This is a genomic window from Aromatoleum evansii (assembly GCF_045689615.1).
Classification (GTDB): Bacteria; Pseudomonadota; Gammaproteobacteria; order Burkholderiales; family Rhodocyclaceae; genus Aromatoleum; species Aromatoleum evansii.
Genome location: NZ_CP141259.1, coordinates 4,497,157 through 4,519,848, shown reverse-complemented (window position 1 = coordinate 4,519,848; position 22,692 = coordinate 4,497,157). Strand labels below are relative to the sequence as shown.

Here is a 22,692-nt window from a genome sequence, read left to right as displayed (position 1 = left end):
CTCCGGCTCGTCAGCTCTTCTTGACTTCGTTGCGGTCGGCCAGCTTGTGCTCCAGGTAGTGGATGCTGGTGCCGCCTTCGATGAAACGCGCGTCGAGCATCAGTTCCTGGTGCAGCGGCACGTTCGTCTTGATGCCCTCGACGACCATCTCCGACAGCGCGATGCGCATGCGGCGGATCGCCTGCTCGCGCGTGTCGCCGTAGGCGATCAGCTTGCCGATCATCGAGTCGTAGTGCGGCGGGATCGTGTAGCCGTTGTAGACGTGCGAGTCGACGCGGATGCCCGGGCCGCCCGGCGTGTGCCAGTTGGTGATCTTGCCGGGGCAGGGGGTGAACTTGAACGGATCCTCGGCATTGATCCGGCACTCGATGGAATGGCCGCGGAAGACGATGTCCTTCTGGCCGAACCACAGCTTCTCGTTGGCCGCGATGCGGATTTGGGCCTGCACGATGTCGATGCCGGTGATCAGCTCGGTGACGGGGTGTTCGACCTGCACGCGCGTGTTCATCTCGATGAAGTAGAACTCGCCGTTCTCGTACAGGAACTCGAAGGTTCCGGCGCCGCGGTAGCCGATCTTGCGGCAGGCTTCGGCGCAGCGCTCGCCGACCTTGGCGATGGCCTTGCGGTCGATGCCGGGGGCGGGGGCTTCCTCGATGACCTTCTGGTGGCGGCGCTGCATCGAGCAGTCGCGCTCGCCCAGGTACACGGCATTGCCGTGCTCGTCGGCGAGCACCTGGATCTCGACATGGCGCGGGTTCTCGAGGAACTTCTCCATGTACACGACGGGATTGCCGAACGCAGCCTGCGCCTCGGCACGGGTCGTCTGAACGGCGTTGAGCAGGGCCGCCTCGGTGTGTACGACACGCATGCCGCGCCCGCCGCCGCCGCCTGCCGCCTTGATGATGACGGGGTAGCCGACGGCGCGTGCGATCTTGACGATCTCCTTCGGTTCTTCCGGCAGTGCGCCGTCGGAGCCGGGCACGCAGGGGACGCCGGCCGCTTTCATCGCGTCCTTGGCGCTGACCTTGTCGCCCATCAGGCGGATCGTTTCCGCGCGCGGGCCGATGAAGGCGAAACCGGATTGCTCCACGCGTTCGGCGAAGTCGGCGTTCTCCGACAGGAAGCCGTAGCCCGGGTGGATCGCCTCGGCATCGGTGACTTCTGCTGCCGAGATGATGGCCGGGACGTTGAGGTAGCTCTGCGCCGAAGCGGCGGGGCCGATGCACACCGACTCGTCGGCGAGCTTCACGTACTTGGCCTCGGTGTCCGCGACCGAGTGTACGGCGACGGTGCGGATGCCGAGCTCGCGGCAGGCCCGCAGCACCCTCAGGGCTATTTCGCCGCGGTTCGCGATCAGGATTTTTTCGAACATGGCGTGCCGATCAGGCGATGACGAACAGCGGCTGGCCGTATTCGACCGGCTGGCCGTTCTCGACCAGGATCGCCTTGATGGTGCCGGCGAATTCCGACTCGATCTCGTTCATGAGCTTCATCGCCTCGATGATGCACAGGCGGTCGCCGACCGCGACGTTCTGGCCGACGTCCGCGAGCGGCTTCGCGCCCGGCGCGGTCGCGCGGTAGAAGGTGCCGACCATCGGCGACTTGACGACGTTGCCGTCGGGCAGCGCATCGGCGACCGGCGCGACGACCACATTGGTGGTCGGAGCCGCAGCCAGCGCGGCCATCGGTGCCGCCGGCATGTAGGCAGGCGCGGAGGGGGCGGCGATGTGCTTGGCGATGCGTACCTTTTCTTCGCCCTCGGTGACCTCCAGTTCGGAAATGCCCGATTCCTGGACGAGGTCGATCAGTTTCTTCAGCTTGCGCAGATCCATGCTGTTCTCCGGACAATGCGGCGCCCTGGGGGCCGCCAGAGGGGTTTTGTGTTTAGTCTTTCCGCAGTTGCGTGAGGGCGAATTCGAGTGCGGCCATGTAGCCGTACGCGCCCAGTCCGCAGATCACGCCGATGGCGCGATCGGAAAAATAGGAGTGATGCCGGAACGGTTCCCGTGTGTGGATGTTCGACAGATGAACTTCCACGTAGGGAATCGCCACCGCGGCCAGTGCGTCGCGCAGGGCGACGCTGGTGTGCGTGTAGCCGGCCGGGTTGATGATGATGTAGTCCACCGCTTCCGCCGCCGCTGCCTGGATGCGGTCGATGAGCTGGCCTTCGTGGTTGCTCTGGAAGGACTCGACGACGACCCCGGCGGCGCGTGCGCGTGCATCCATCGCGGAATGGATGTCGGCCAGCGTGGTGCGGCCGTAGACATCAGGTTCGCGAGTGCCGAGGAGGTTCAGGTTGGGGCCGTGCAGAACCAGAACGCGGGTCTGCGGAGGCGGCGGAGCCTCGGTGGTTTTGCTGCGTTTTGAGCGCGTCATGACGGCAAGTTTGCCGCAGATCGCTGCACTTTGTCCAGTGAAAGCGCATCGCGCGGCTCACTGCGAAGCGAGGAGTGCGCGAATTTTGCCCTCAAGTTCCGCTTCGTTCAAGGTGCCCAGCTTCACGAAATCCAGTTCTCCCCGCCGGTCGAAGATCGCGGTGAATGGGAGCGCCTGCGACGTGTTTCCCAGCGCGCTCGTGATGGCCAGCGTCTGCAGCGGGGCGATCAGGAGTGGGTAGGGGACCTTGTGCTCCTCGGCGAATCTGCGCACGTTGTCGGGTTGGTCGATGCCGATGCCGACGAATTGTACCGGCGCCTCGGCAAAACGCCGGCTGACGGCTGCGAAGTCCGGGATCTCGCGCAGGCAGGGTGGGCACCAGGTCGCCCAGAAATTGACCACCAGCACCTTGCCGCGCCATTGCGACAGCGCCTGGGGCTGGCCGCTGCTGTCGGGCAGGTTCAGCGCGAGGATGGGGGCTCCGGCCTCGCGCGCGACCTGGGTCGTTGTCGGGGTCGAGGGGGATGAGGCGCGCTGGGTGAAATGGCCGGCGAGCCCTGCCGCTGCCGCGACGGCGAGGATCAGGGTGTTGCGGACGACTGGCTTCATGTTGCCGCCGGTTCAGCGCACCGGCTCGGGTTCGCTGCGGTCCTGCGCGAGCAGCGCTTCGACCGCCGGCAGGCGTGCCCGCTCGGCGTGCCGCCGGTTCGAGCGTTCCGAGTCGGCCGGATAGATCGAGAGGCGGATCGGCACCTGTTCCCAGTCGAAGCTGAGGATGGCCTCGGGCGCATGCGGCGCGGGGCGGCGCGGTTCGCGGTGTTCGTAGGCGATGTCCTGGTTGAGGAAGAAGATCTCCACTTCCTTGGCGCTTTCCGGGAAGAGTTCGATATCGACCTCGGTGTAGCGGCCCGCGGTGCCGTCGAGGGCGCCGCCGGTGAGGTAGGGGCGAAACTCGTCCAGCAGGCGCATCACGCCGACCGCCGCGCGACGCATCTCGAGCAGGCGTTCGGCCTGCTCCTCGTCCTGATATAGGGATTGCCAGGCGCGCAGTTCGGCTTCGATCTCGGCGTTGTTGGGTAGCGAATCGGTGTCCGAGGCGCCAAGCTGGCGGGCGGCCTTGCGCTTGGCGAAGCCGAAGTCGGAGATGCCGTCTTCGGCCATCATGCGGGCCGCTGCGGCGGCGATTTCACGCCTCAGGCTTGCGGAGCGGGATGGGGGCGCGCGGAAAGTCATGGTCGCGAGTCCGGCTGAGGGTCCGTGTAGAATGCGCACCATTCTACACGGACCGGTTTCAGCCACATTGCAGCGGTCCGTCAGTCCCGGAGTTTCGATGCACATCCACATCCTTGGAATCTGCGGCACCTTCATGGGCGGCGTGGCGCTGCTTGCGCGCGCCGCGGGGCACACCGTCACCGGCTGCGACGCCAACGTCTATCCGCCGATGAGCACCCAGCTCGAGGCCCAGGGCATCGGCCTGACCGAAGGCTACGATGCGTCGCAGATCGATCTCGCGCCCGACGTGTTCGTCGTCGGTAATGCCATCTCGCGCGGCAATCCGTTGCTGGAGGCCATCCTTGAGCGTGGGCTGCCCTATGTCTCCGGGCCGCAATGGCTGGCCGAGCATGTGCTGCAGGGGCGTTGGGTGCTGGCCGTCGCGGGTACGCACGGCAAGACCACGACGACCTCCATGCTCGCGTGGATGCTGGAGGACGCGGGGTTGAATCCCGGCTTCCTGGTCGGCGGCGTGCCGGGCAACTTCGGCGTGTCGGCGCGCCTCACCGATTCGCCCTTCTTCGTCATCGAGGCGGACGAGTACGACACGGCGTTCTGCGACAAACGCTCGAAGTTCGTGCATTACCGTCCGCGCACGGCGATCCTCAACAACCTCGAGTTCGATCACGCGGACATCTTTGCCGACCTCGCGGCGATCGAGACCCAGTTTCATCATCTTGTGCGCACGATTCCCGCATCCGGACGCATCGTCGCGAATGCCGGCGAAGAGAGCCTGAAGCGGGTGCTCGCGCGCGGCTGCTGGTCGGAGCTGGAATGGTTCGGCGACGCGGCGCAGTGGGCGGTCGAGCCGGGCGTGGAGGAGGCCGAGGCGGTGTTCCGGCTGCGCGGCGAGGAGTTGGGGCGCGTCGCGATGCCGATGTCGGGCAGCCATAATCGCAGCAACGCCCTGGCGGCCATCGCCGCGGCGCGCCATGTCGGCGTGACGCCGGTGCAGGCCATCGCGAGCCTCGCGCGCTTCGAGGGGATCAAGCGCCGCATGGAAGTGCGCGGCCGGGTGGAAGGCATCACCGTCTATGACGATTTCGCCCACCATCCGACGGCGATCGCCCTGACAGTCGAGGGGCTGCGCAAGCGCGAGCCGCAGGGGCGCATCCTCGCGGTACTCGAGCCGCGTTCGAACACGATGAAGCTGGGTGTGATGAAGAGTCGCCTGCCGGAAAGCCTGGGGCTGGCCGATCGCGTCTTCTGTTACGCGAACGGTCTGGGCTGGGATGCGAGCGAAGCGCTCGCGCCGCTGGGCGAGCGGGCCGGCGCTTTCGATTCTCTGGAAGAGCTGGTCGCGGCGGTGGTTGCCGAGGCCCGCCCGGGCGATCACGTACTGGTCATGAGCAACGGCGGTTTCGGCGGCGTGCACGACAAGCTGCTCGCCGCGCTGCACTCCCGCCGCGGCGGGTGATGGACGGTGTTGCTGTGGGAGCGGCTTTAGCCGCGAATCAGGCATTTCCGCCTGGTTTGGCGCCCATTCGCGGCTAAAGCCGCTCCCACAGCGAAGGGCAAACGCCCGTTCCGGAACTCAGTCCTTCTTGCCTTCGAGCTGGCGGGCCTGCTGGTCGGTGATGTACTCGAACACCTTCACGACCTTGCGCACACCGTCGGTGCGCCGGGCTACTTCGGTTGCGGCGTCCGCCTCGCGGCGCGTCACGATGCCGAGCAGGAATACCGTACCCGCCTCGGTGACGACCTTGACGTGGTTGGCGCTGAACTGCGCCGAATCGACGAAGCGTGCCTTGACCTTCGACGTGAGCAGCGAGTCGTTGCCGCGCGAGGTCAGCGACGAGGTGCCGGCGACCTGGATCTCATTGACGATACCCTTGACGTTGGCGATGCCGCTCGCCACCCGCTCTGCCTCGGCGCGATGCGCCTCGGTGGGGGCTTCGCCGGTCAGCAGCACGTTGCGGTTGAAGGACGTCACGTTGATATGCACGGCGTCGCCGAGGCGGTCCTTCAGGGCGCTCGAGGTGCGCCATTCGATGCCTTCGTCCTCGACGTAGGCGCCCGAGGTGCGGCGGTCGGCCACCATGGCGGCCCCTGCACCGACCCCGCCCGCGACTAGCGGGAAGCAGCCCTGCAGCAGCGGCAGCGTCGCCGCGGCGCCCAGGCCGAGAAGCAGGGTGCGCCGGCTGGCTTGGAGGGTCTTGTTGGTCATCAGTCTTCAACTCCGAGTAACAGACAATCGATGCCGTCGCACAGGCAGTGCAGGACGAGCAGATGAACTTCCTGGATGCGTGCCGTGCGGTCGGCGGGTACGCACAGGTGGATGTCGCCGTCGCCGAGCATTTCCCCCATCCTGCCGCCACCCTTGCCGGTCAGCGCGATGACGCGCATCTCGCGTTCGTGGGCGGCCTCGATCGCGGCGATGACGTTGGGGGAGTTGCCGCTGGTCGAGATCGCCAGCAGCACGTCGCCCGGCTGTCCCAGCGCGCGCACCTGCTTGGAGAACACCTGGTTGTAGTCGTAGTCGTTGGCGATCGAGGTGAGTGTCGAGGTGTCGGTCGTCAGTGCCACGGCGGCGAGCGGCGGGCGCTCCATCTCGAAGCGGTTGACCAGCTCGGCGGCGAAATGTTGCGCATCGGCAGCCGAACCGCCGTTGCCGCACGCGAGGATCTTGCCGTTGTTGAGCAGGCTGCCGGTCATGATCTCCACGGCTCCTGCGATCGGGGCTGCCAGCGCCTCCAGCGCGTCGAGCTTGGTGCGGGCGCTGTCTTCGAATTGTCGGGAGATGCGGTGAATCAGATCCATGAGGGGCTCGGGTCGCTTCTGTCGGGGGCAAAAGTCTAGCACGAGGCGGACTCCGGCCCCGCCGTGGCCGCCTATCCACTCGCAGGTGGCAATATTATTGTGGGAGCGGCTTCAGCCGCGAATCGGCCATGCAGCATTTGATACTGCCATTCGCGGCTGAAGCCGCTCCCACACAAAGCCCTGCCCTGGCCGTGCGGCGCAAGTGTGCCGTGCCGGGCGTCGCAGCGGCGGGTTTCCTTACAGACGCTTACCATGCGTCGGCATCGAATGCGCCGCGCAACCACTCCACCGACGCTTCGTCGAGCGCGCTCATCAGCACCGCGTCGAAGCGGCAGGGGCTTTGTGCGAAGCGCCGACCGGCGCCCGCGAGCCACCAGCGTGCCGCCAGCACGACGCGCCGGCGCTTGGCCGCGGTGATGCTCGCTGCGGCGCCGCCGAAGCCGGGATTGCTGCGCAGGCGGACCTCGACGAATACCACGGTGCCGCGGTCCAGGCACACGAGATCCACTTCGCCGCCGCGACAACGCACATTGCGGGCGAGCGGAGTGAGGCCGCGGCGGGCGAGGAAGCGCTCGGCCAGTTCCTCGCCGGCCTTGCCGCGTGCTTGCGTGCGAGGCGCCGGCCGCCCGACAATGCCTTCCCTTTTGCTGCGCTCCCCGATGTCCATGTCGACCAGTCCGTCTCCGCTTTCAAGTACGCCGTCATTGTATGTGGTGGCTACGCCGCTCGGGAATCTCCAGGACATCAGCATCCGTGCGCAGGCTGTGCTGAGCGAGGTCGGTGCCATTGCCGCCGAGGACACGCGCCACAGCCAGCGTCTGCTCGATGCGTTGGGGATTCGTTCCCGCCTCTTCCCTCTGCATGAACACAACGAGCAGGCCGCCGTCGGCCAGGTGATCCGGATGCTGGAGGCGGGGCAGCACGTGGCGCTGATCAGCGATGCCGGCACGCCGGCCATCTCGGATCCCGGTGCGCGGGCGGTCGCGCGGGTGCGGGAGGCGGGCTTCCCCGTGGTGCCCGTGCCCGGCCCTTGTGCGGCAGTCGCGGCGCTGTCCGCGTCCGGATTCGTTGACGACGGCTTCCGCTTCGTCGGCTTCCTGCCGGCCAAGCAGGCCGCGCGCCGCGCGCGCATCGAGGAATTGCGCGCGCAGGAGGTGCCGCTGGTGTTCTACGAATCGCCGCACCGCATCGCCGAATCGGTCGAAGACCTCGCGGCGGTGCTGGAGTCCTCGCGCGACATCGTCATCGCGCGCGAAATCACGAAGATCTACGAGCAGATCGCGCGCATGCCGTTGGGCGAGGCGCCGGCGTGGCTGGCCTCCGATCCGAACCGTTGTCGCGGTGAGTTCGTGCTGATCGTGTCCGGGGCTCCCGCGGTGGAGGGGTTGCCGCCGGATGCCGAGCGAACCCTCGCGCTGTTACTGGAGGAACTGCCGGTCAAGAGCGCGGCGCGGCTTGCGGCGGACATCACCGGAGCGCCGCGCAAGTTGCTGTACGCGCGAGCGCTGGAGCTGAAGGGCAGTTGAGCCTGCATATATAATCGGCGCGAGCGATTGGCGCGACCCGAGGCGCCTGCATCCCGACCCTGGAGCCCCATGCACACCTTATCCCTCATCCGCCCCGACGACTGGCACCTGCACGTGCGTGACGGCGCAGCGCTTGCGGCCGTCGTGCCGCACACGGCGCAGCGTTTCGGTCGCGCGCTCATCATGCCCAACCTGCGCCCGCCCGTGACGACGACGGCGCAGGCCCTGGAATACCGCGAGCGCATCCGCGCGGCCGTGCCGGCCGGCATCGATTTCGAGCCGCTGATGAGCCTCTATCTCACCGACAACATGGCGCCGGACGAGATCGACCGCGCCAAGGCGAGCGGCGCGGTGGTGGCGGCGAAACTCTACCCGGCGGGCGCGACGACCAATTCCGATGCGGGAGTCACCGCGATCGAGAAGGTCTGGCCGGTGCTGGAGCGCATGGAGCGCGTCGGGATGGTGCTGTGCGTGCATGGCGAGGTGACGCAGGGCGACGTGGATGTCTTCGATCGCGAGCAGGTGTTCATCGAGCGCGTACTCGCCCCGCTGACGCAGCGCTTCCCCGGGCTGCGCGTCGTGTTCGAGCACATCACCACCGCCGATGCCGCCGATTTCGTGAAGGCGGCGGGCGACACGGTCGGCGCGACGATCACGGCGCACCACCTGCTGCTCAACCGCAACGCGATCTTCGCCGGCGGCATCCGTCCGCATCATTACTGCCTGCCCGTGCTCAAGCGCGAAACCCATCGGCGCGCGCTGGTCGAGGCGGCGACCTCCGGCAGCGCGAAGTTCTTCCTCGGCACCGACTCGGCGCCGCATGCGCGCTCGACGAAGGAGGCCGGCTGCGGCTGTGCGGGCTGCTACACCGCGCATGCGGGAATCGAGCTGTACGCCGAGGTCTTCGAGCAGGCCGGTGCGCTCGACCGCCTCGAGGCGTTCGCGAGCCTCAACGGCCCGGCGTTCTATGGCCTGCCGCCCAACTCCGACCGCATCACGCTGGCAAAGCAGGTGTGGGAGGTTCCGGCCGCGTACGAATATCTGGCTGGCGATCCGCTGGTACCCCTGCGTGCCGGCGAGACCGTCGCCTGGCGTCTGCTCTGATCGGGAGACTGTATGCCGAGAGCCCGGACAAAAGCAATTGCCGCGCTGGCGATGTTGCCCATGCTTGCGGCGTGCGAGAACAGCGCCACCGCCTTCATGATCGAGGGTAGCCAGCATGCCCTGATCCTGGTGCGCGAAAAGCCCTATTTCTGGCAGGGCACCGTCAACCAGGCGGTGATCGCGTCGCGTCTGCCGCACTGCCAGAAGCGCGTTCCGATCCACCCGGACGGAACCGAACTGACACCGATGGAAGTGTTCGAGGCCGGCGAGCGCCTGTGGGCGCTCCATCAGGGCAAGCGCTGGTACCTCGTCGGGACCGACAAGTGCCAGGTGCAGGACTGGGACAACGCCGCCGGTGCGGCGCCGGGGGCGTCGCTCGGCACTTTCCGCTTCAAGGACGGCGTGGCGACCTTCATTCCCGCGGGCGGGTGAGCGCGCGTCGCGTATAATCGGCAGCGGGAAGTTCGCCAGGCAATCGCTGCGCACCTCGTGTGCGTGGAGGAAAGTCCGGGCCCCGCAGAGCAGGATGCCGGCTAACGGCCGGGCGCCGCGAGGCGACGGAAAGTGCAACAGAAAGCAAACCGCCGATGGCCTGTTCGCAGGCACAGGTAAGGGTGAAATGGTGGGGTAAGAGCCCACCGCAGGACTGGCAACAGGACTGGCACGGTAAACCCCATCCGGGGCAAGGCCAAATAGGGGAGCAATGGCGTGGCTCGCGCTGCTCCCGGGTAGGCTGCTAGAGAGTCGTGGCAACACGGCCCCCAGAGGAATGATTGCCCGGCGGCTGCGGCGAAGGTTGCGGTCGTTCGACAAAACCCGGCTTATCGGCGAACTTCCCTTTTTTCCGCCGAGCCGTTTTTCCCCACTTCGGTGTGCGTTTTCCCACACTTCCCCACTTCGGGCTCGTTCTGCGCCCGAATCTTCATATCTTTCTCATGAAGTTGCGCTATCTGCCTTGATTTTTCAGGGTTTATGGCGGCGCTTTGCTCGTCCATAAGTCATTGTGTAGCAACGGAAAACTCCCTGGGGTCGGCTTGACCCTCCATTTCCTTTACTCTAAAGTGGGGGCTGGTGGTAAAAAGTGGGTCAAGGTGGCATATGCATGCCGCCTCGGCGGGCAAAATCAGGGGGTGGAATGTTCCAGGGAGCCGCTGCGCTCAGTCTCGATGCCAAGGGTCGCGTTGCGATCCCTGCGCGGCATCGTGACGCCCTCGTTCCCGACGGGGCCCCGCTGGTGGTCACCGCTCATCCCCACAAGTGCCTGCTGGTTTATCCGCAAGCTGTCTGGGAGCCGATCCGCGCGCAGGTTGCGGCGATGCCTGGCCTCGACCCCGCCGCTGCGGCCCTCAAGCGTCTGCTGATCGGTTTCGCCCAGGAGGAAGAGCTCGATGGCGCGGGGCGCGTGCTGATCGCCCCCTCGTCGCGTCAATGGGCCGGACTGGACAAGCAGGTATGGCTGGTCGGACAGGGAACCCACTTCGAGTTGTGGTCGGATGCCGGATGGCAGAAGCAGCAGGAGGCGATGCTTGCGCTCTCCGGTGCCGCGCTGCCGGCAGGATTCGAGAGCCTCGCGCTGTGAACCTGCCCTCCCGGCACGTTACCGTGCTCCTGTCCGAAGCTGTCGATGCGTTGGCGATCCGGCCCGACGGCGTCTATGTGGATGGCACCTTCGGTCGCGGTGGTCACAGTCGGGCAATCCTCGCGGCGCTCGGGCCGCAGGGGCGGCTCATTGCCTTCGATCGCGACCCCTCGGCCATCGCGGCCGGTCGCCAGATCGCCGATCGCCGCCTGACCCTCGTTCATGCGCCTTTCAGCTCATTTGCCGGCGAGCTCGACGATCTCGGCGTGAGCCGGGTCGATGGCGTGCTACTCGATCTTGGCGTGTCCTCTCCGCAGCTCGACGAGCCGGAGCGGGGCATGAGTTTTCGGTTCGATGCGCCGCTCGACATGCGCATGGACACGAGCCGCGGGCAGACCGTGGCGCAATGGCTGGCAGCGGCGTCTGTCGCGCAAATCACGGAGGTGCTCAGGGATTATGGGGAAGAACGGTTTGCTTATGCGATTGCAAAGGCGATTGCTGCTGCTCGGACAGGGGGGGTTGTTGCAACCACTCGACAGCTTGCCGAGATCGTGGAAAAGGCGGTCCGCACACGCGAGCCGGGGCAGCACCCGGCGACCCGCAGTTTCCAGGCTCTACGGATTTTCATCAATCAGGAGCTCGAAGAGCTTTCGCTGATCCTGCCGGATGCGGTCGAGCGGCTGAAGCCGGGCGGGCGGCTCGCCGTCATCAGCTTTCATTCGCTCGAGGATCGCATCGTCAAGCGCTTCATGCGTGACGAGTCGCGTCCGCCGCAGTTGCCCTCGCGCCTGCCGGTGCGCGCCGCGGACCTGCCGAAGCCGCGTCTGGCGCTGGTCGGCAAGGCCGTGCGTCCGGGCGAGGCGGAGGTCGCGGCGAATCCGCGCGCCCGCAGCGCCGTGATGCGCGTGGCCGAGCGCACGGAGGCGCAGGCATGATCCGCACCGATGCATTCCTCGTGGCGGTGGCGGTGGCGAGCGCGCTGGGCGTGGTCGCGTCGCAGCACCAGGCCCGCAAGCTGTTCTCGGAGCTCGAGCGCGAGCAGGCGCGCGCTCACGGCCTCGAAGTGGAGTGGGACCAGTTGCAGCTCGAGCAGAGCACCTGGGCCGCGCATGCGCGCGTCGAGAAGATTGCCCGCGAGCGCATCGGGATGCGTGCGCCGGTGCCGGGCCAGGTCTTTTCGATCGAGGGGGTCAAATGAGCAAGCAGCGGACGGTGACCTTCAATCACAACCCACTGCTGCGGCACGGCCTGCCGACCTGGCGCCCGCGCGTGGTGATGTTGGGCCTTATGGCGTGCTCGCTGGCGCTGATCGGGCGCGCGATGTACCTGCAGGGGGTCAATAACGAATTCCTGCAGGCCAAGGGCGAGTCGCGTTACGCGCGGGTGCTCGAGGTGCCGGCGACGCGCGGACGCGTCACGGACCGCCACGGCGACATGCTGGCGGTGAGCACTCCGGTGCGTTCGATCTGGGCGATCCCGACCGACGTGAATCTGACCCCGCCGGACGCGCGCAAGCTCGCGGGCCTGCTGGAAATGGACGTGCAGGAGCTCAATCGCCGTCTCGCAGCCGGTCGCGATTTCGTCTACCTGAAACGTCAGTTGTCGCCCGAGACTGCGCAGCAGATCGCCGACCTGAAGCTCGCCGGCATCCATCAGCAGCAGGAATATCGCCGCTACTACCCTGGCGGCGAGGTGATGGCCCACGTGCTGGGCTTTACCGGTGTCGACGACAAGGGGCAGGAAGGCGTCGAGCTCGCGTTCGACGGCACCCTTGCCGGCAAGCCGGGCGCGCGGCGCGTGATCCGCGACCGCCGCGGGCAGATCATCGAGGACGTCGAAGCCATCCGGGCGCCGCGCGACGGGCAGGATCTCGCGCTCTCGATCGACGCCAAGATCCAGTACCTCGCCTATTCGGCGCTGCGTCAGGCGATGCAGACGCACAAGGCGAAGGCCGGTGCGTCGGTGGTGCTCGATGCACGCACCGGCGAGGTCCTCGCGCTGGTCAATGCGCCCACCTACAACCCGAACAATCGCTCGAACCTCAGCGGGGCCCAGCTGCGCAACCGCGTCCTCACCGACGTGTACGAGCCGGGCTCGATCATGAAGCCCTTCATCGTCGGCCTCGCGCTGGATCGCGGGAAGGTGCAGCCCGGCACGATCATCGATACTTCGGCGGGGCGGATGACGATCGGGCGCGCGACGATCTCCGATTCGCACCGCAACGGCCCGCTGACCGTCGCGCAGGTGATCCAGAAGTCGTCCAACATCGGCACCGTCAAGGTCGCGATGCATTTCTCGCCCGACGAGATGTGGCGGCTTTACGACGATCTGGGCTTCGGCAAGCCGCTCAATCTCGGCTTTCCCGGCGAGGCGGGCGGCCGCTTGCGTCCCGCGAAGACGTGGAAGCCGATCGAGCAGGCCACGATGTCCTACGGCCACGGGGTCTCGGTGACCCTCATCCAGATGGCGCACGCCTATCTCGCGTTCGCGCGCGACGGCGAACTGGTGCCCTTGTCGCTGACCCGCCTGGATGCGCCGCCCGTCGGCGGCAAACGTATCTTCTCGACTGCGACGGCGCGTGAGATGCGCGGCATGCTCGAGCTGGCGTCCGGCCCCGGCGGTACGGCGCCCAAGGCGCAGGTCGCCGGCTACCGCGTGGCAGGCAAGACCGGCACGGCGATCAAGCTGGAAGGCGCGCACTACACGAATAAATATGTTTCGTCCTATGTCGGACTCGCCCCCGTCTCCGATCCGCGGCTTATCGTTGCCGTGATGATCGACGAACCCTCTGCAGGACAGTATTACGGCGGTGCAGTCGCGGCGCCGGTGTTTGCCCAGATTACCGAAGGAGCGCTGCGTGCGCTCGGCGTGGCGCCGGACGCACCCTTGGTGCCGCTGCAACTCGCCCAGAAGCAGGGGGTGGTCGTGCCCGCGCGGGAGAACATGTGAGCCTCGCACTCGCATCCGCGATTCTTGAGCGCCTTCAAGGGGCCGGTGTCGTGCCCGCCGGCATCACCGCCGATTCGCGCCGCGTCGGCGCCGGCGATGTCTTCGCGGCCTGGCCGGGGCTGGCCTCGGATGGCCGCAAGTTCATCGGTGCCGCCGTCGAGCGCGGCGCTGCCGCGGTGCTGTGGGACGACTGCGGCGGATTCCGCGTGGAAGGCTTGCCGGTCCCGGCGATTCCCGTCGCGGAACTGCGCCGTCTCGGAGGCTATCTCGCCCACCTGATCCATGCCTGTCCGTCCGACAGGCAGTGGGTCGTCGGGGTTACCGGCACCAACGGCAAGACGACCGTCACCCAGTGGCTGGCGGCGGCCCTTGCCCGGTTCGGCGAAAAGTGCGGCGTGATCGGGACCTTGGGGAACGGTTTCCCGGGGCAGCTCGCCGATACGCTGAACACGACGCCCGATGCGCTCGAGGTTCATCGCGTCCTGCGCGACTTCCTGTCTGCGGGCGGGAGTGCGGCGACGATGGAGGTGTCGTCGATCGGCCTCGACCAGGAGCGCGTCAATGCGGTGGCGTTCGACGTGGCCGTGTTCACGAACCTGAGCCGCGACCATCTCGACTATCACGGCACGATGGAAGCGTATGGCGCAGCGAAGGCCCGGCTGTTCGACCAGCCCGGCCTGGGCAGCGCCGTGATCAATCTGGACGACGCTTTCGGACTGGGGCAGGCGCGACGTCTGGCGGTTGCCGGGCTGCCGGTGATCGGTTTTACCCAGACTGCGGCGGCGCCGGTGCATGGCGTGCGCCTGCTGAGCGCCCAGGATGTCAGCATGTCGGCATCGGGTCTGCGCTTCACCATGGCCTTTGAAGGCGTGCGACGCGAACTGGACGTGCGCATGGTGGCGCCGTTCAACGTGTCGAACCTGCTGGCGGTTGCCGGCGCGCTGCTCGCGCGCGGCCTGCCGCTGGACGAGATCGCGCATGCGATCGCGCACCTGACCCCGCCGCAGGGGCGCATGCAGCTCGTGGGCGGCGTCGCCGAGCCGCTCGTCGTGGTCGATTATGCGCACACCCCGGACGCACTGGCGAAAGTGCTCGAGTCCGTGCGCTCGACCGTGGCGACGCGTGGCGGGCGCCTCGTGTGCGTGTTCGGTTGCGGCGGCGACCGCGACCCCGGCAAGCGTCCGCTGATGGGCGAGGTCGCACGGCAGCGCGCAGACCGCGTGATCGTCACCAGCGATAACCCGCGCTCGGAGGATCCGGCGAAGATCATCGACGCCATCATGCAGGGCGCCGGCCCGCAGGCCGAGCGCGTCATCGATCGGGCGCAGGCGATCCGCGTGGCCGTCGGCGAGGCCGGCTCCAATGACGTGGTCGTGCTCGCCGGCAAGGGACATGAACCCTATCAGGAGATCCTGGGCGTGCGCTTGCCGTTCTCGGACGTCGAGCAGGCGCACATCGCCCTGCGCGAGTGGAATCTGGCCAAGGGGACGGGCGCATGCTGAGCCTCATGGAAGCAGCAACGATCGCGGGCTTCCGCGCAGTGGGCGACGCCACCTTTTCGTGCGTGGGCACCGATAGCCGCCGCATCCGCTCCGGCCAGCTGTTCGTCGCCCTGCGCGGCGAGAATTTCGACGGGCATGACTTCGTCGAGCAGGCGGTGGCGGGAGGCGCCGCGGCGGCCTTGGTCGATGAGGCATGGCAGCGCGAGCATGAGGACATCGGGTTTCCCCGTCTCGTCGTCGGCGACACCCGTCTTGCGCTAGGCGCGCTGGCGGCGCACTGGCGCGGGCGCTTCGACATCCCGTTGATCGGGGTGACCGGCAGCAACGGCAAGACCACGGTCAAGGAGATGTGCGCCGCGATCATGCGCACCCAGGCGCGACTGGATGGCCACGCGCCGGACTGTGTCCTCGCGACGACCGGCAATCTCAACAACGACATCGGGCTGCCGCTGACCCTGCTCGAGCTGCGCGCACATCATCGTGCGGCGGTGATCGAGATGGGCATGAACCATCCGGGCGAGATCGGCTACTTGACCGCCCTTGCGCGGCCGAGCGTGGCGATCGTCACGAACGCTCAGCGGGCCCATCTGCAGGGCATGGGGTCGCTCGCGGAGATCGCCAGGGAGAAGGGGGCCATCTACGGCGGTTTGGGGGATACGGGCGTCGCCGTCGTGAACGCCGACGACTCCCATTGTGCGCTGTGGCGGGAGCTCAATCGCGGCCGCAGCGTCGTCACCTTCGCCATCGACCATGATGCCGACGTGAAGGCGCAGGCCGACCTTCACGGCCTCGGCGCCCGCCTGACGCTGAATGCCCGCGAGGGCAGCGCGACCTTCGACCTGCCGGTTCCCGGCGAGCACAACGTGCGCAATGCGGCGGGTGCCGCAGCGGCGTGCCTTGCCGCCGGTGCGTCGCTGGCGGCAGTCGCCGAGGGCCTGTCCGGGTTCAGTGGTGCGCCGGGGCGCCTGCAGCGGCGCGCCGGCCTGAACGGTGCGCTGATCATCGACGACACCTACAACGCGAATCCCGATTCGGTCCGAGCCGCGATCGACGTGCTGGCCTCGACGGCCGGCCACACGGTGCTGGTGCTGGGCGACATGGGCGAAGTCGGCACCACCAGTGCGCAACTGCATGACGAGGTCGGCGGCTACGCCAAGAGCAAGGGTGTGGACGAACTCTACGCACTGGGAGAAATGAGCGCGGTCGCGGCGCACAACTTCGGCGAGGGAGGGCGGAAGTTCGCTACCGCCGAGGCGCTGCTCGCAGCGCTGGCGCCGCGCCTCGACGCAAGCACGGTGGTGCTGGTGAAGGGGTCCCGCTTCATGCGGATGGAGCGGGTGGCGAACGGACTTGCGGCGGTGCACAATGGCGCCCCCTCACAGGAGTCTCATTAGTCCATGCTGCTCGAACTTGCCCTCTGGCTGGGTCAGGATATCCGCACCTTCAACGTGTTCGGCTACATCACGCTGCGCACGGTCCTTGCTGCGCTCACCGCGCTGATCATCTCCTTCGTCTTCGGCCCTTCGCTGATCCGCTGGCTCGCCGCCAAGAAGATCGGCCAGGCCGTGCGCGACGACGGCCCGAAATCCCATCTCACCAAGGCCGGCACGCCCACCATGGGCGGCGCGCTGATCCTCATCGCTATCGCGGTCACCACCTTGCTGTGGGGTGATCTGCGCAACCAGTACGTGTGGGTGGTGCTGCTCGTCACCCTCGGCTTCGGCGCGGTTGGCTGGGTGGATGACTGGCGCAAGGTCGTGCACCGTGATCCGAAGGGCTTGCCGAGCCGCTGGAAGTACCTGTGGACCTCGCTGATCGCACTGGCTGCGGCACTGTTCCTCGGGCTGACGGCGCACGAACCGGCGCAGACCGAACTGATCGTGCCCTTCTTCAAGGCGGTGTCCTACCCGCTGGGGATCTACGGCTTCATCGCGCTTTCGTATTTCGTCATCAACGGCACCAGCCACGCGGTGAACCTCACCGACGGCCTCGATGGCCTCGCGATCATGCCGACGGTGATGGTGGCCGGCGCACTCGCGATCTTCGCCTACGTCGCAGGCCACGCCGGTTTCTCGAAATATCTCGGCGTGCCCTACATCAATGGCGCGGGCGAGCTCGCCGTGTTCCTGGGCGCGCTGTGCGGCGCGGGCCTCGGTTTCCTGTGGTTCAACGCCTACCCGGCGGAAGTCTTCATGGGCGACGTCGGTGCGCTCGCGCTGGGGGCCGCGCTCGGAACCGTCGCCGTGGTCGTGCGCCAGGAAATCGTGCTCTTCATCATGGGCGGCCTCTTCGTCGCCGAGACGATGTCGGTGATGGCGCAGGTGCTGTACTTCAAGTACAGCGGCGGCAAGCGCATCTTCCGCATGGCGCCCCTGCATCACCACTACGAGCTGGGCGGCTGGAAGGAAACCCAGGTCGTGGTGCGCTTCTGGATCATCACGATCATGCTCGTGCTGTTCGGCCTTTCGACCCTGAAACTGAGATGAGCGCCGCATCCGACAAGCTCGTACTGGTACTTGGCCTCGGCGAGTCCGGCCTTGCGATGGCGCAATGGTGCGCACGGCAAGGTGCGCGCGTGCGCGTCGCGGACAGCCGCAGCGAGCCGCCGGGCCTCTCCGTGCTCAGGGCGAGCGTGCCCACGGCCGAGGTCGTGCTCGGCAGATTTGCGGACAGCCTCCTCGACGGCGTCGCCCGGATCGCGCTCAGCCCCGGCATCGATGCGCGTACCCCGGTGCTCGCAGAAGCGCGTCGTCGCGGCATCGAGATCGTCGGCGAGATGACCCTGCTGGCCGAGGCCCTCGCGGGGCCGCAGCGTGCCCGTACCCGCATCCTTGCGATCACCGGCACGAATGGCAAGACCACCACCACCGCCCTCACCGCGGCGCTGTGCCGGGCGGCCGGACTGGACGCGGTCGCCGCGGGCAACATCAGCCCCGCAGCGCTGACGGTGCTCATGGAGCGGCTGGATCGCGGCGCCGCGCTCCCCGAATGCTGGGTGCTGGAGCTGTCGAGCTTCCAGCTCGAAACCACCTCCGGCCTGAATGCCGAAGGCGCGACGGTGCTGAACGTCACCGACGATCACCTCGACCGTCATGGCGACCTCGGCAGCTATGCGGCGGTCAAGGCGCGCATCTTCGAAGGTGACGGTGTCCAGGTGCTCAACCGCCAGGACGTGCGCGTGGTGGCCATGGCGCAGGCGGGGCGGCGCGTCGTCTCCTTCGGTACGGATGCCCCCGCGGGCGCCGACGATTACGGCATCCTCACGGACGCCGACGGAACCACATGGCTCGCATGTGGCGAAACGCGTCTGCTGCGCATCGCCGAACTGCCGATCGCCGGTGCGCACAACGCGGCGAACGCGATGGCGGCGCTGGCGCTTGCCCGCGCGATCGATCTCCCCCGTGCCGCGCTGATCGAGGGGCTGAAAGCCTTCCGCGGCTTGCCGCACCGCGTCGAGCCTGTAGCGCGGCGTACCGACGGCGTGGTGTTCTACGACGACTCCAAGGGCACCAACGTGGGGGCGACCCTGGCGGCGCTGGAAGGCCTGGGCCGCAAGGTCGTCCTGATCGCCGGCGGCGACGGGAAGGGGCAGGACTTTTCGCCCCTGCGCGACGCAGTGGCGCGCCATGCCCGTGCCGTGCTGCTCATCGGCCGCGATGCCGCGCTGATCGACACCGCCCTTGCCTGCTCCGGCGTGCCGACCGAGCGCGCGGCCGACATGGACGTGGCCGTTGCCCGTGCGGCGGCGCTTGCGCAGGCGGGCGACGTGGTGCTGCTCTCGCCGGCCTGTGCAAGCCTCGACATGTTCCGCAACTACGCCCACCGCGCCGAGGTCTTCGTCGCGGCGGTGCTTCGTCAGCCGGGGGTGAGCGCGACATGAAGTTCGTGACGGCCCTGAGCGGCTGGATCGCCTCGCACAACACCGGCGGAGTCGGTTCGGACACGAGCCGCGCGGTCAATCGCCTGATGCGTCCCCAGACGCCCGCCCGCGACCTCGATCCCCTGCTGATTTGGTCGGCGGCGGCGCTGCTGCTGATCGGTCTGGTGATGGTCTATTCCTCGTCCATCGCAATCGCCGAAGGCAGCAAGTTCACCGGCTACCAGCCGTACTACTTCGTGATCCGCCACGCGGTTTTCCTTGCGATCGGCGTGGTCGCCGGTCTGATGGCCTTTCAGGTGACGATGCGGCAGTGGCAGCAGTTTGCGCCGCTGCTGTTCCTCGCCGGCCTGGCGCTGCTGATCGTGGTGCTGATCCCCGGGGTCGGTCGCGAGGTGAACGGTGCGCAGCGCTGGCTGCCGCTCGGTCCGGTCAATCTGCAGCCGTCGGAGCTGATGAAGCTCTTCGCCGCGCTGTATGCCGCGGACTACACCGTGCGCAAGCTCCCCGACATGGGTAGCTTCCGCCGCGGTTTCCTGCCCATGGCGATCACCATCGTGCTCGTCGGTTTCCTGCTGCTACGCGAGCCCGATTTCGGCGCCTTCGTCGTCGTCGCTGCGATCGCATTCGGGGTGCTGTTCCTTGGCGGCATCAACGTGCGCGCGTTCGTGCTGCTCGCGGTCGTCGCGGTGATCGGCCTCGCCCTGCTGGTGTGGCTCTCCCCTTATCGCCGCGACCGCCTGTTCGGCTTCATGGATCCGTGGCAGGACGCCTTCGGCAAGGGTTACCAGCTCTCCCACGCGCTGATCGCATTCGGCCGCGGCGAGTGGTTCGGCGTCGGGCTCGGCGCAAGCGTCGAAAAGCTCTTCTACCTGCCCGAAGCGCATACCGACTTCCTGCTGGCCGTGATCGCCGAGGAACTCGGCTTCGTCGGCGTGCTGACCATCGTCATGCTGTTCGCGCTCCTCGTGCACCGCGCGATGCTGATCGGGCGCGAGGCGATCAAGCTCGAGCGCTATTTCTCGGGCCTCGTCGCGATGGGCATCGGTCTGTGGATCGGCGTGCAGTCATTCATCAACATGGGCGTGAATACGGGGCTCCTGCCCACCAAGGGGCTCACCCTGCCGCTGATGAGCTTCGGCGGCTCGGGCATCGTCGCGAACTGTCTCGCGCTCGCGATCCTGTTGCGGGTCGACTGGGAGAATCGGCAAGTGATGCGGGGGCGTGCATGAAGACCCTCCTCGTGATGGCCGGCGGAACGGGCGGTCACATCTTCCCCGGCATCGCCGTGGCGGAAGTGCTGCGCGCGCGCGGTTGGCGCATCGTGTGGATGGGCAACCCCGACGGAATGGAGGCGCGCATCGTCCCCGAGCGCGGCTACGAGACCGCATGGGTGCGCTTCACCGCGCTGCGCGGCAAGGGCATCGTGCGCAAACTGCTGCTGCCGCTGAATCTGCTGCGCGGGTTCTGGCAGGCGCTGCGCGCGCTGGGGCGCATCCGGCCCGACGTCGTGCTCGGCATGGGCGGCTATGTGACCTTCCCGGGCGGCATGATGGCCGCGCTGACGGGTCGTCCGCTGGTCCTGCACGAGCAGAATTCCGTCGCGGGACTCGCGAATCGGGTGCTTGCCGGCGTCGCCGACCGGGTCCTGTCCGGCTTCCCGAAGGTCCTGAAGAAGGCCGCCTGGATCGGCAACCCGGTACGCGCCGACATTGGCACCGTCGCACCACCGGCCGAGCGCTTTGCCGGACGCAGTGGCGCGCTCCGCGTGCTCGTCGTTGGCGGCAGCCTGGGGGCGTCGGTGCTCAACGAAACGGTGCCGCAGGCACTGGCGCGCATGAAACCGGCCGAGCGTCCGATCGTCACCCACCAGGCCGGAACGAAGCAGATCGAAGCGCTGCGCAGCGCCTACGCCGCAGCGGGGGTCGAGGGCGAGCTGCTGCCCTTCATCGAGGATATGGCGACGAAATACGCGGAGGCCGACCTGGTCATCTGCCGCGCCGGTGCGCTCACCGTCGCGGAGCTGGCGGCCGCGGGCGCGGCGAGCCTGCTGGTCCCCTTCCCACATGCGGTGGACGACCACCAGACCGGCAACGCGCGATTCCTCGCCGACCAGGGAGCGGCCTACCTGCTCCCGCAAACCGAACTCAACGCCGAGCGTCTGGCGGGCATCCTGGCGAGCCTCGATCGCACGCGCCTGCTCGACATGGCCACGAAGGCGCGCGCGCTCGCCAAGCCGCACGCCGCCGAGGCGGTCGCGAAGGCCTGCGAAGACCTCGCGGCAGGGAGAAAGCAATGAAGCATAAAGTGAAGCACATCCATTTCGTCGGCATCGGCGGCGCCGGCATGAGCGGCATCGCCGAGGTGCTGGTGAACCTCGGCTACACCGTGAGCGGCTCCGACCTCGGCGAGAACGCCGCGACGCGCCGCCTGCGTGCGCTTGGCGCCCAGGTCGTGTCCGGCCACGCCGCCGAGAACGTCGCCAAGGCCGATGCGGTCGTGATCTCGACTGCGGTGCGCAACGACAACCCCGAAGTGACGGCCGCGCGTGCGCGTCACATCCCGGTCGTGCCGCGCGCCCAGATGCTCGCCGAGCTGATGCGCCTCAAGCAGGGCATCGCCATCGCCGGCACCCACGGCAAGACGACGACGACCTCGCTCGTGGCCAGCATCCTCGCCGAAGGCGGGCTGGACCCCACCTTCGTGATCGGCGGCAAGCTCAACGCCGCGGGCGCCAACGCGCGCCTCGGCAAGGGCGATTTCCTGGTCGCCGAGGCGGACGAGTCCGACGCCTCCTTCCTGCTGCTCAACCCGGTGATCTCGGTCGTCACGAACATCGACGCCGACCACATGGACACCTACGGGCACGACTTCGCCCGCCTCAAGCAGGCCTTCGTCGATTTTCTCCAGCACCTGCCGTTCTACGGCGTCGCGGTCCTGTGCGAGGACGACCCGCACGTGCGCTCGATCATGCCGCTGGTGTCGAAGCAGATCGTCCGCTACGGCCTGTCCGAGACGGCGAACATCCGCGCCGAGAACATCCGCGCCGAAGGCGGTCGCATGCTGTTCGATGCCGTGCGCGTGAATGGCACCATCAGCCGCCTGCCGATCGAGCTGAACTTGCCGGGTTTGCACAACGTGCTCAACGCGCTCGCCGCGATTGCCGTCGCCACCGAGGCGCAGGTGCCGGACGAGGCGATCATCAAGGCGCTCGCGGAGTTCAAGGGCGTCGGCCGGCGCTTCCAGCGCTACGGCGAGATCCTGTTGCGCGGCGAGGACGGCAGCGAACGCGGCAGCTTCACGCTGATCGACGACTACGGCCACCACCCGGTCGAGATGGCGGCGGCGCTGGCCGCCGCGCGCGGCGCATTCCCCGGCCGCCGCCTGGTCCTCGCCTTCCAGCCGCACCGCTACACGCGCACGCGCGACTGCTTCGAGGACTTCGTCAAGGTGCTGTCGACCGTCGACGCCCTGTTGCTGGCCGAGGTGTACGCCGCCGGCGAGGCGCCGGTCGTCGCGGCGGACGGCCGTTCGCTCGCGCGCGCAATCCGCGTCTCGGGCAAGGTCGAGCCGGTCTTCGTCGAGGACATTGGCGACATGCCGGCGACGATCCTGTCGGCGGCGCGTGACGGCGACGTGGTGATCACCATGGGGGCGGGTTCGATCGGTGCCGTCCCCGGGAAACTGGCTAACAGCGAGGAAGTGGCGTGAGCGGCGAAGTGACGGACAAGGTCGTGGTCGATCCGG

The 22,692-nt window shown here is 67.7% G+C and carries 23 protein-coding genes and 1 other RNA gene; 16 read left to right on the top strand and 8 right to left on the bottom strand.

The genetic code is table 11. From position 1 onward, the window contains the following. Positions 1-10: 10 nt before the first annotated feature. From accC to U5817_RS21140, 5 genes are read right to left on the bottom strand one after another with little or no spacing between them, the layout of a single operon-like run. Positions 11-1,372: an acetyl-CoA carboxylase biotin carboxylase subunit gene (accC, locus tag U5817_RS21160; RefSeq protein WP_169126811.1), complete on the bottom strand. Its 1,362-nt coding sequence runs from the start codon at positions 1,370-1,372 to the stop codon at positions 11-13. A gap of 10 nt (positions 1,373-1,382) precedes the next feature. Next, the gene (gene accB, locus U5817_RS21155) at positions 1,383-1,832 is read right to left on the bottom strand and encodes an acetyl-CoA carboxylase biotin carboxyl carrier protein (protein ID WP_169126809.1); all 450 of its coding nucleotides are present in this window, start codon (positions 1,830-1,832) and stop codon (positions 1,383-1,385) included. Positions 1,833-1,884: 52 nt separating this feature from the next. Continuing rightward, the gene (gene aroQ / locus U5817_RS21150) at positions 1,885-2,376 is read right to left on the bottom strand and encodes a type II 3-dehydroquinate dehydratase (RefSeq protein WP_169126807.1); all 492 of its coding nucleotides are present in this window, start codon (positions 2,374-2,376) and stop codon (positions 1,885-1,887) included. Positions 2,377-2,433: 57 nt separating this feature from the next. Next, positions 2,434-2,985, bottom strand: a complete 552-nt coding sequence (locus U5817_RS21145; protein WP_407278704.1) for a TlpA family protein disulfide reductase — start codon at positions 2,983-2,985, stop codon at positions 2,434-2,436. Positions 2,986-2,997: 12 nt separating this feature from the next. After that, complete coding sequence (locus U5817_RS21140) at positions 2,998-3,540, bottom strand: hypothetical protein (protein ID WP_210148130.1); 543 nt, start codon at positions 3,538-3,540, stop codon at positions 2,998-3,000. Between the two features lie 166 nt (positions 3,541-3,706). Here U5817_RS21140 and mpl point away from each other — a divergent pair, with 166 nt between their 5' ends. Further along, on the top strand, positions 3,707-5,065 hold the full coding sequence (gene mpl / locus U5817_RS21135; protein WP_169126801.1) for a UDP-N-acetylmuramate:L-alanyl-gamma-D-glutamyl-meso-diaminopimelate ligase: 1,359 nt from the start codon (positions 3,707-3,709) through the stop codon (positions 5,063-5,065). 117 nt (positions 5,066-5,182) lie between these two features. Here mpl and U5817_RS21130 read toward each other — a convergent pair whose 3' ends face one another. The 3 genes from U5817_RS21130 to U5817_RS21120 form a co-directional block, all read right to left on the bottom strand. Next, positions 5,183-5,815: a BON domain-containing protein gene (locus U5817_RS21130; RefSeq protein WP_169126799.1), complete on the bottom strand. Its 633-nt coding sequence runs from the start codon at positions 5,813-5,815 to the stop codon at positions 5,183-5,185. Continuing rightward, complete coding sequence (locus U5817_RS21125; protein WP_169126797.1) at positions 5,815-6,408, bottom strand: phosphoheptose isomerase; 594 nt, start codon at positions 6,406-6,408, stop codon at positions 5,815-5,817. Before U5817_RS21125 ends, U5817_RS21130 begins: the two co-directional genes overlap by 1 nt. A gap of 247 nt (positions 6,409-6,655) precedes the next feature. Next, positions 6,656-7,075 (bottom strand): YraN family protein, encoded by a 420-nt coding sequence (locus U5817_RS21120; RefSeq protein ID WP_407278703.1) that lies wholly within the window; start codon positions 7,073-7,075, stop codon positions 6,656-6,658. Between U5817_RS21120 and rsmI the strand changes: the two genes are divergently transcribed. The 15 genes from rsmI (at position 7,074) to murC (ending at position 22,656) form a co-directional block, all read left to right on the top strand. Beyond that, positions 7,074-7,934: a 16S rRNA (cytidine(1402)-2'-O)-methyltransferase gene (gene rsmI / locus U5817_RS21115; protein ID WP_343037737.1), complete on the top strand. Its 861-nt coding sequence runs from the start codon at positions 7,074-7,076 to the stop codon at positions 7,932-7,934. The two genes, U5817_RS21120 and rsmI, sit on opposite strands and share 2 nt — an antisense overlap. A gap of 69 nt (positions 7,935-8,003) precedes the next feature. Further along, a complete protein-coding gene (gene pyrC / locus U5817_RS21110) occupies positions 8,004-9,038 on the top strand; it encodes a dihydroorotase (RefSeq protein WP_169126795.1) in 1,035 nt (344 codons plus the stop codon). 51 nt (positions 9,039-9,089) lie between these two features. Continuing rightward, positions 9,090-9,470, top strand: coding sequence for a hypothetical protein (locus U5817_RS21105; RefSeq protein ID WP_339379982.1), 381 nt, complete (start codon positions 9,090-9,092; stop codon positions 9,468-9,470). 27 nt (positions 9,471-9,497) lie between these two features. Next, an RNA gene (gene rnpB, locus U5817_RS21100) (RNase P RNA component class A) lies at positions 9,498-9,878 on the top strand. 295 nt (positions 9,879-10,173) lie between these two features. Further along, positions 10,174-10,617 (top strand): division/cell wall cluster transcriptional repressor MraZ, encoded by a 444-nt coding sequence (gene mraZ, locus U5817_RS21095; protein ID WP_018988057.1) that lies wholly within the window; start codon positions 10,174-10,176, stop codon positions 10,615-10,617. After that, positions 10,614-11,552 (top strand): 16S rRNA (cytosine(1402)-N(4))-methyltransferase RsmH, encoded by a 939-nt coding sequence (gene rsmH, locus U5817_RS21090; protein ID WP_407278702.1) that lies wholly within the window; start codon positions 10,614-10,616, stop codon positions 11,550-11,552. The genes mraZ and rsmH overlap by 4 nt, the downstream gene beginning before the upstream one ends. Further along, on the top strand, positions 11,549-11,815 hold the full coding sequence (ftsL, locus tag U5817_RS21085; protein ID WP_169126792.1) for a cell division protein FtsL: 267 nt from the start codon (positions 11,549-11,551) through the stop codon (positions 11,813-11,815). The genes rsmH and ftsL overlap by 4 nt, the downstream gene beginning before the upstream one ends. After that, the gene (locus tag U5817_RS21080) at positions 11,812-13,566 is read left to right on the top strand and encodes a penicillin-binding protein 2 (protein WP_169126791.1); all 1,755 of its coding nucleotides are present in this window, start codon (positions 11,812-11,814) and stop codon (positions 13,564-13,566) included. Before ftsL ends, U5817_RS21080 begins: the two co-directional genes overlap by 4 nt. Then, positions 13,563-15,068 carry a UDP-N-acetylmuramoyl-L-alanyl-D-glutamate--2,6-diaminopimelate ligase gene (locus tag U5817_RS21075; protein WP_407278701.1) on the top strand — a complete coding sequence of 502 codons (1,506 nt, stop codon included), beginning with the start codon at positions 13,563-13,565 and terminating at the stop codon, positions 15,066-15,068. The genes U5817_RS21080 and U5817_RS21075 overlap by 4 nt, the downstream gene beginning before the upstream one ends. Continuing rightward, positions 15,062-16,462, top strand: a complete 1,401-nt coding sequence (gene murF, locus U5817_RS21070) for a UDP-N-acetylmuramoyl-tripeptide--D-alanyl-D-alanine ligase (RefSeq protein WP_407278700.1) — start codon at positions 15,062-15,064, stop codon at positions 16,460-16,462. The genes U5817_RS21075 and murF overlap by 7 nt, the downstream gene beginning before the upstream one ends. 3 nt (positions 16,463-16,465) lie before the next feature. Then, the gene (mraY, locus tag U5817_RS21065; RefSeq protein WP_169126788.1) at positions 16,466-17,554 is read left to right on the top strand and encodes a phospho-N-acetylmuramoyl-pentapeptide-transferase; all 1,089 of its coding nucleotides are present in this window, start codon (positions 16,466-16,468) and stop codon (positions 17,552-17,554) included. Beyond that, a complete protein-coding gene (gene murD, locus U5817_RS21060; RefSeq protein ID WP_407278699.1) occupies positions 17,551-18,948 on the top strand; it encodes a UDP-N-acetylmuramoyl-L-alanine--D-glutamate ligase in 1,398 nt (465 codons plus the stop codon). The genes mraY and murD overlap by 4 nt, the downstream gene beginning before the upstream one ends. Next, a complete protein-coding gene (ftsW, locus tag U5817_RS21055) occupies positions 18,945-20,177 on the top strand; it encodes a putative lipid II flippase FtsW (protein WP_169126785.1) in 1,233 nt (410 codons plus the stop codon). The genes murD and ftsW overlap by 4 nt, the downstream gene beginning before the upstream one ends. Next, on the top strand, positions 20,174-21,244 hold the full coding sequence (murG, locus tag U5817_RS21050) for an undecaprenyldiphospho-muramoylpentapeptide beta-N-acetylglucosaminyltransferase (protein WP_169126783.1): 1,071 nt from the start codon (positions 20,174-20,176) through the stop codon (positions 21,242-21,244). Before ftsW ends, murG begins: the two co-directional genes overlap by 4 nt. Next, positions 21,241-22,656: a UDP-N-acetylmuramate--L-alanine ligase gene (murC, locus tag U5817_RS21045; RefSeq protein ID WP_407278698.1), complete on the top strand. Its 1,416-nt coding sequence runs from the start codon at positions 21,241-21,243 to the stop codon at positions 22,654-22,656. The genes murG and murC overlap by 4 nt, the downstream gene beginning before the upstream one ends. Positions 22,657-22,692 lie beyond the last annotated feature (36 nt).

Bases quoted from the DNA above. Each gene is read 5' to 3' on its own strand.
- U5817_RS21145 (WP_407278704.1), bottom strand. From the start codon at position 2,985: ATGAAGCCAGTCGTCCGCAACACCCTGATCCTCGCCGTCGCGGCAGCG.
- U5817_RS21125 (WP_169126797.1), bottom strand. From the start codon at position 6,408: ATGGATCTGATTCACCGCATCTCCCGACAATTCGAAGACAGCGCCCGC.
- U5817_RS21120 (WP_407278703.1), bottom strand. From the start codon at position 7,075: ATGGACATCGGGGAGCGCAGCAAAAGGGAAGGCATTGTCGGGCGGCCG.
- murF (WP_407278700.1), top strand. From the start codon at position 15,062: ATGCTGAGCCTCATGGAAGCAGCAACGATCGCGGGCTTCCGCGCAGTG.
- mraY (WP_169126788.1), top strand. From the start codon at position 16,466: ATGCTGCTCGAACTTGCCCTCTGGCTGGGTCAGGATATCCGCACCTTC.
- murD (WP_407278699.1), top strand. From the start codon at position 17,551: ATGAGCGCCGCATCCGACAAGCTCGTACTGGTACTTGGCCTCGGCGAG.
- accC (WP_169126811.1), bottom strand. From the start codon at position 1,372: ATGTTCGAAAAAATCCTGATCGCGAACCGCGGCGAAATAGCCCTGAGG.
- murG (WP_169126783.1), top strand. From the start codon at position 20,174: ATGAAGACCCTCCTCGTGATGGCCGGCGGAACGGGCGGTCACATCTTC.
- ftsW (WP_169126785.1), top strand. From the start codon at position 18,945: ATGAAGTTCGTGACGGCCCTGAGCGGCTGGATCGCCTCGCACAACACC.
- mpl (WP_169126801.1), top strand. From the start codon at position 3,707: ATGCACATCCACATCCTTGGAATCTGCGGCACCTTCATGGGCGGCGTG.
- U5817_RS21105 (WP_339379982.1), top strand. From the start codon at position 9,090: ATGTTGCCCATGCTTGCGGCGTGCGAGAACAGCGCCACCGCCTTCATG.
- murC (WP_407278698.1), top strand. From the start codon at position 21,241: ATGAAGCATAAAGTGAAGCACATCCATTTCGTCGGCATCGGCGGCGCC.
- accB (WP_169126809.1), bottom strand. From the start codon at position 1,832: ATGGATCTGCGCAAGCTGAAGAAACTGATCGACCTCGTCCAGGAATCG.
- mraZ (WP_018988057.1), top strand. From the start codon at position 10,174: ATGTTCCAGGGAGCCGCTGCGCTCAGTCTCGATGCCAAGGGTCGCGTT.
- pyrC (WP_169126795.1), top strand. From the start codon at position 8,004: ATGCACACCTTATCCCTCATCCGCCCCGACGACTGGCACCTGCACGTG.
- ftsL (WP_169126792.1), top strand. From the start codon at position 11,549: ATGATCCGCACCGATGCATTCCTCGTGGCGGTGGCGGTGGCGAGCGCG.
- rsmI (WP_343037737.1), top strand. From the start codon at position 7,074: ATGTCGACCAGTCCGTCTCCGCTTTCAAGTACGCCGTCATTGTATGTG.
- U5817_RS21080 (WP_169126791.1), top strand. From the start codon at position 11,812: ATGAGCAAGCAGCGGACGGTGACCTTCAATCACAACCCACTGCTGCGG.
- U5817_RS21130 (WP_169126799.1), bottom strand. From the start codon at position 5,815: ATGACCAACAAGACCCTCCAAGCCAGCCGGCGCACCCTGCTTCTCGGC.
- U5817_RS21140 (WP_210148130.1), bottom strand. From the start codon at position 3,540: ATGATGGCCGAAGACGGCATCTCCGACTTCGGCTTCGCCAAGCGCAAG.
- aroQ (WP_169126807.1), bottom strand. From the start codon at position 2,376: ATGACGCGCTCAAAACGCAGCAAAACCACCGAGGCTCCGCCGCCTCCG.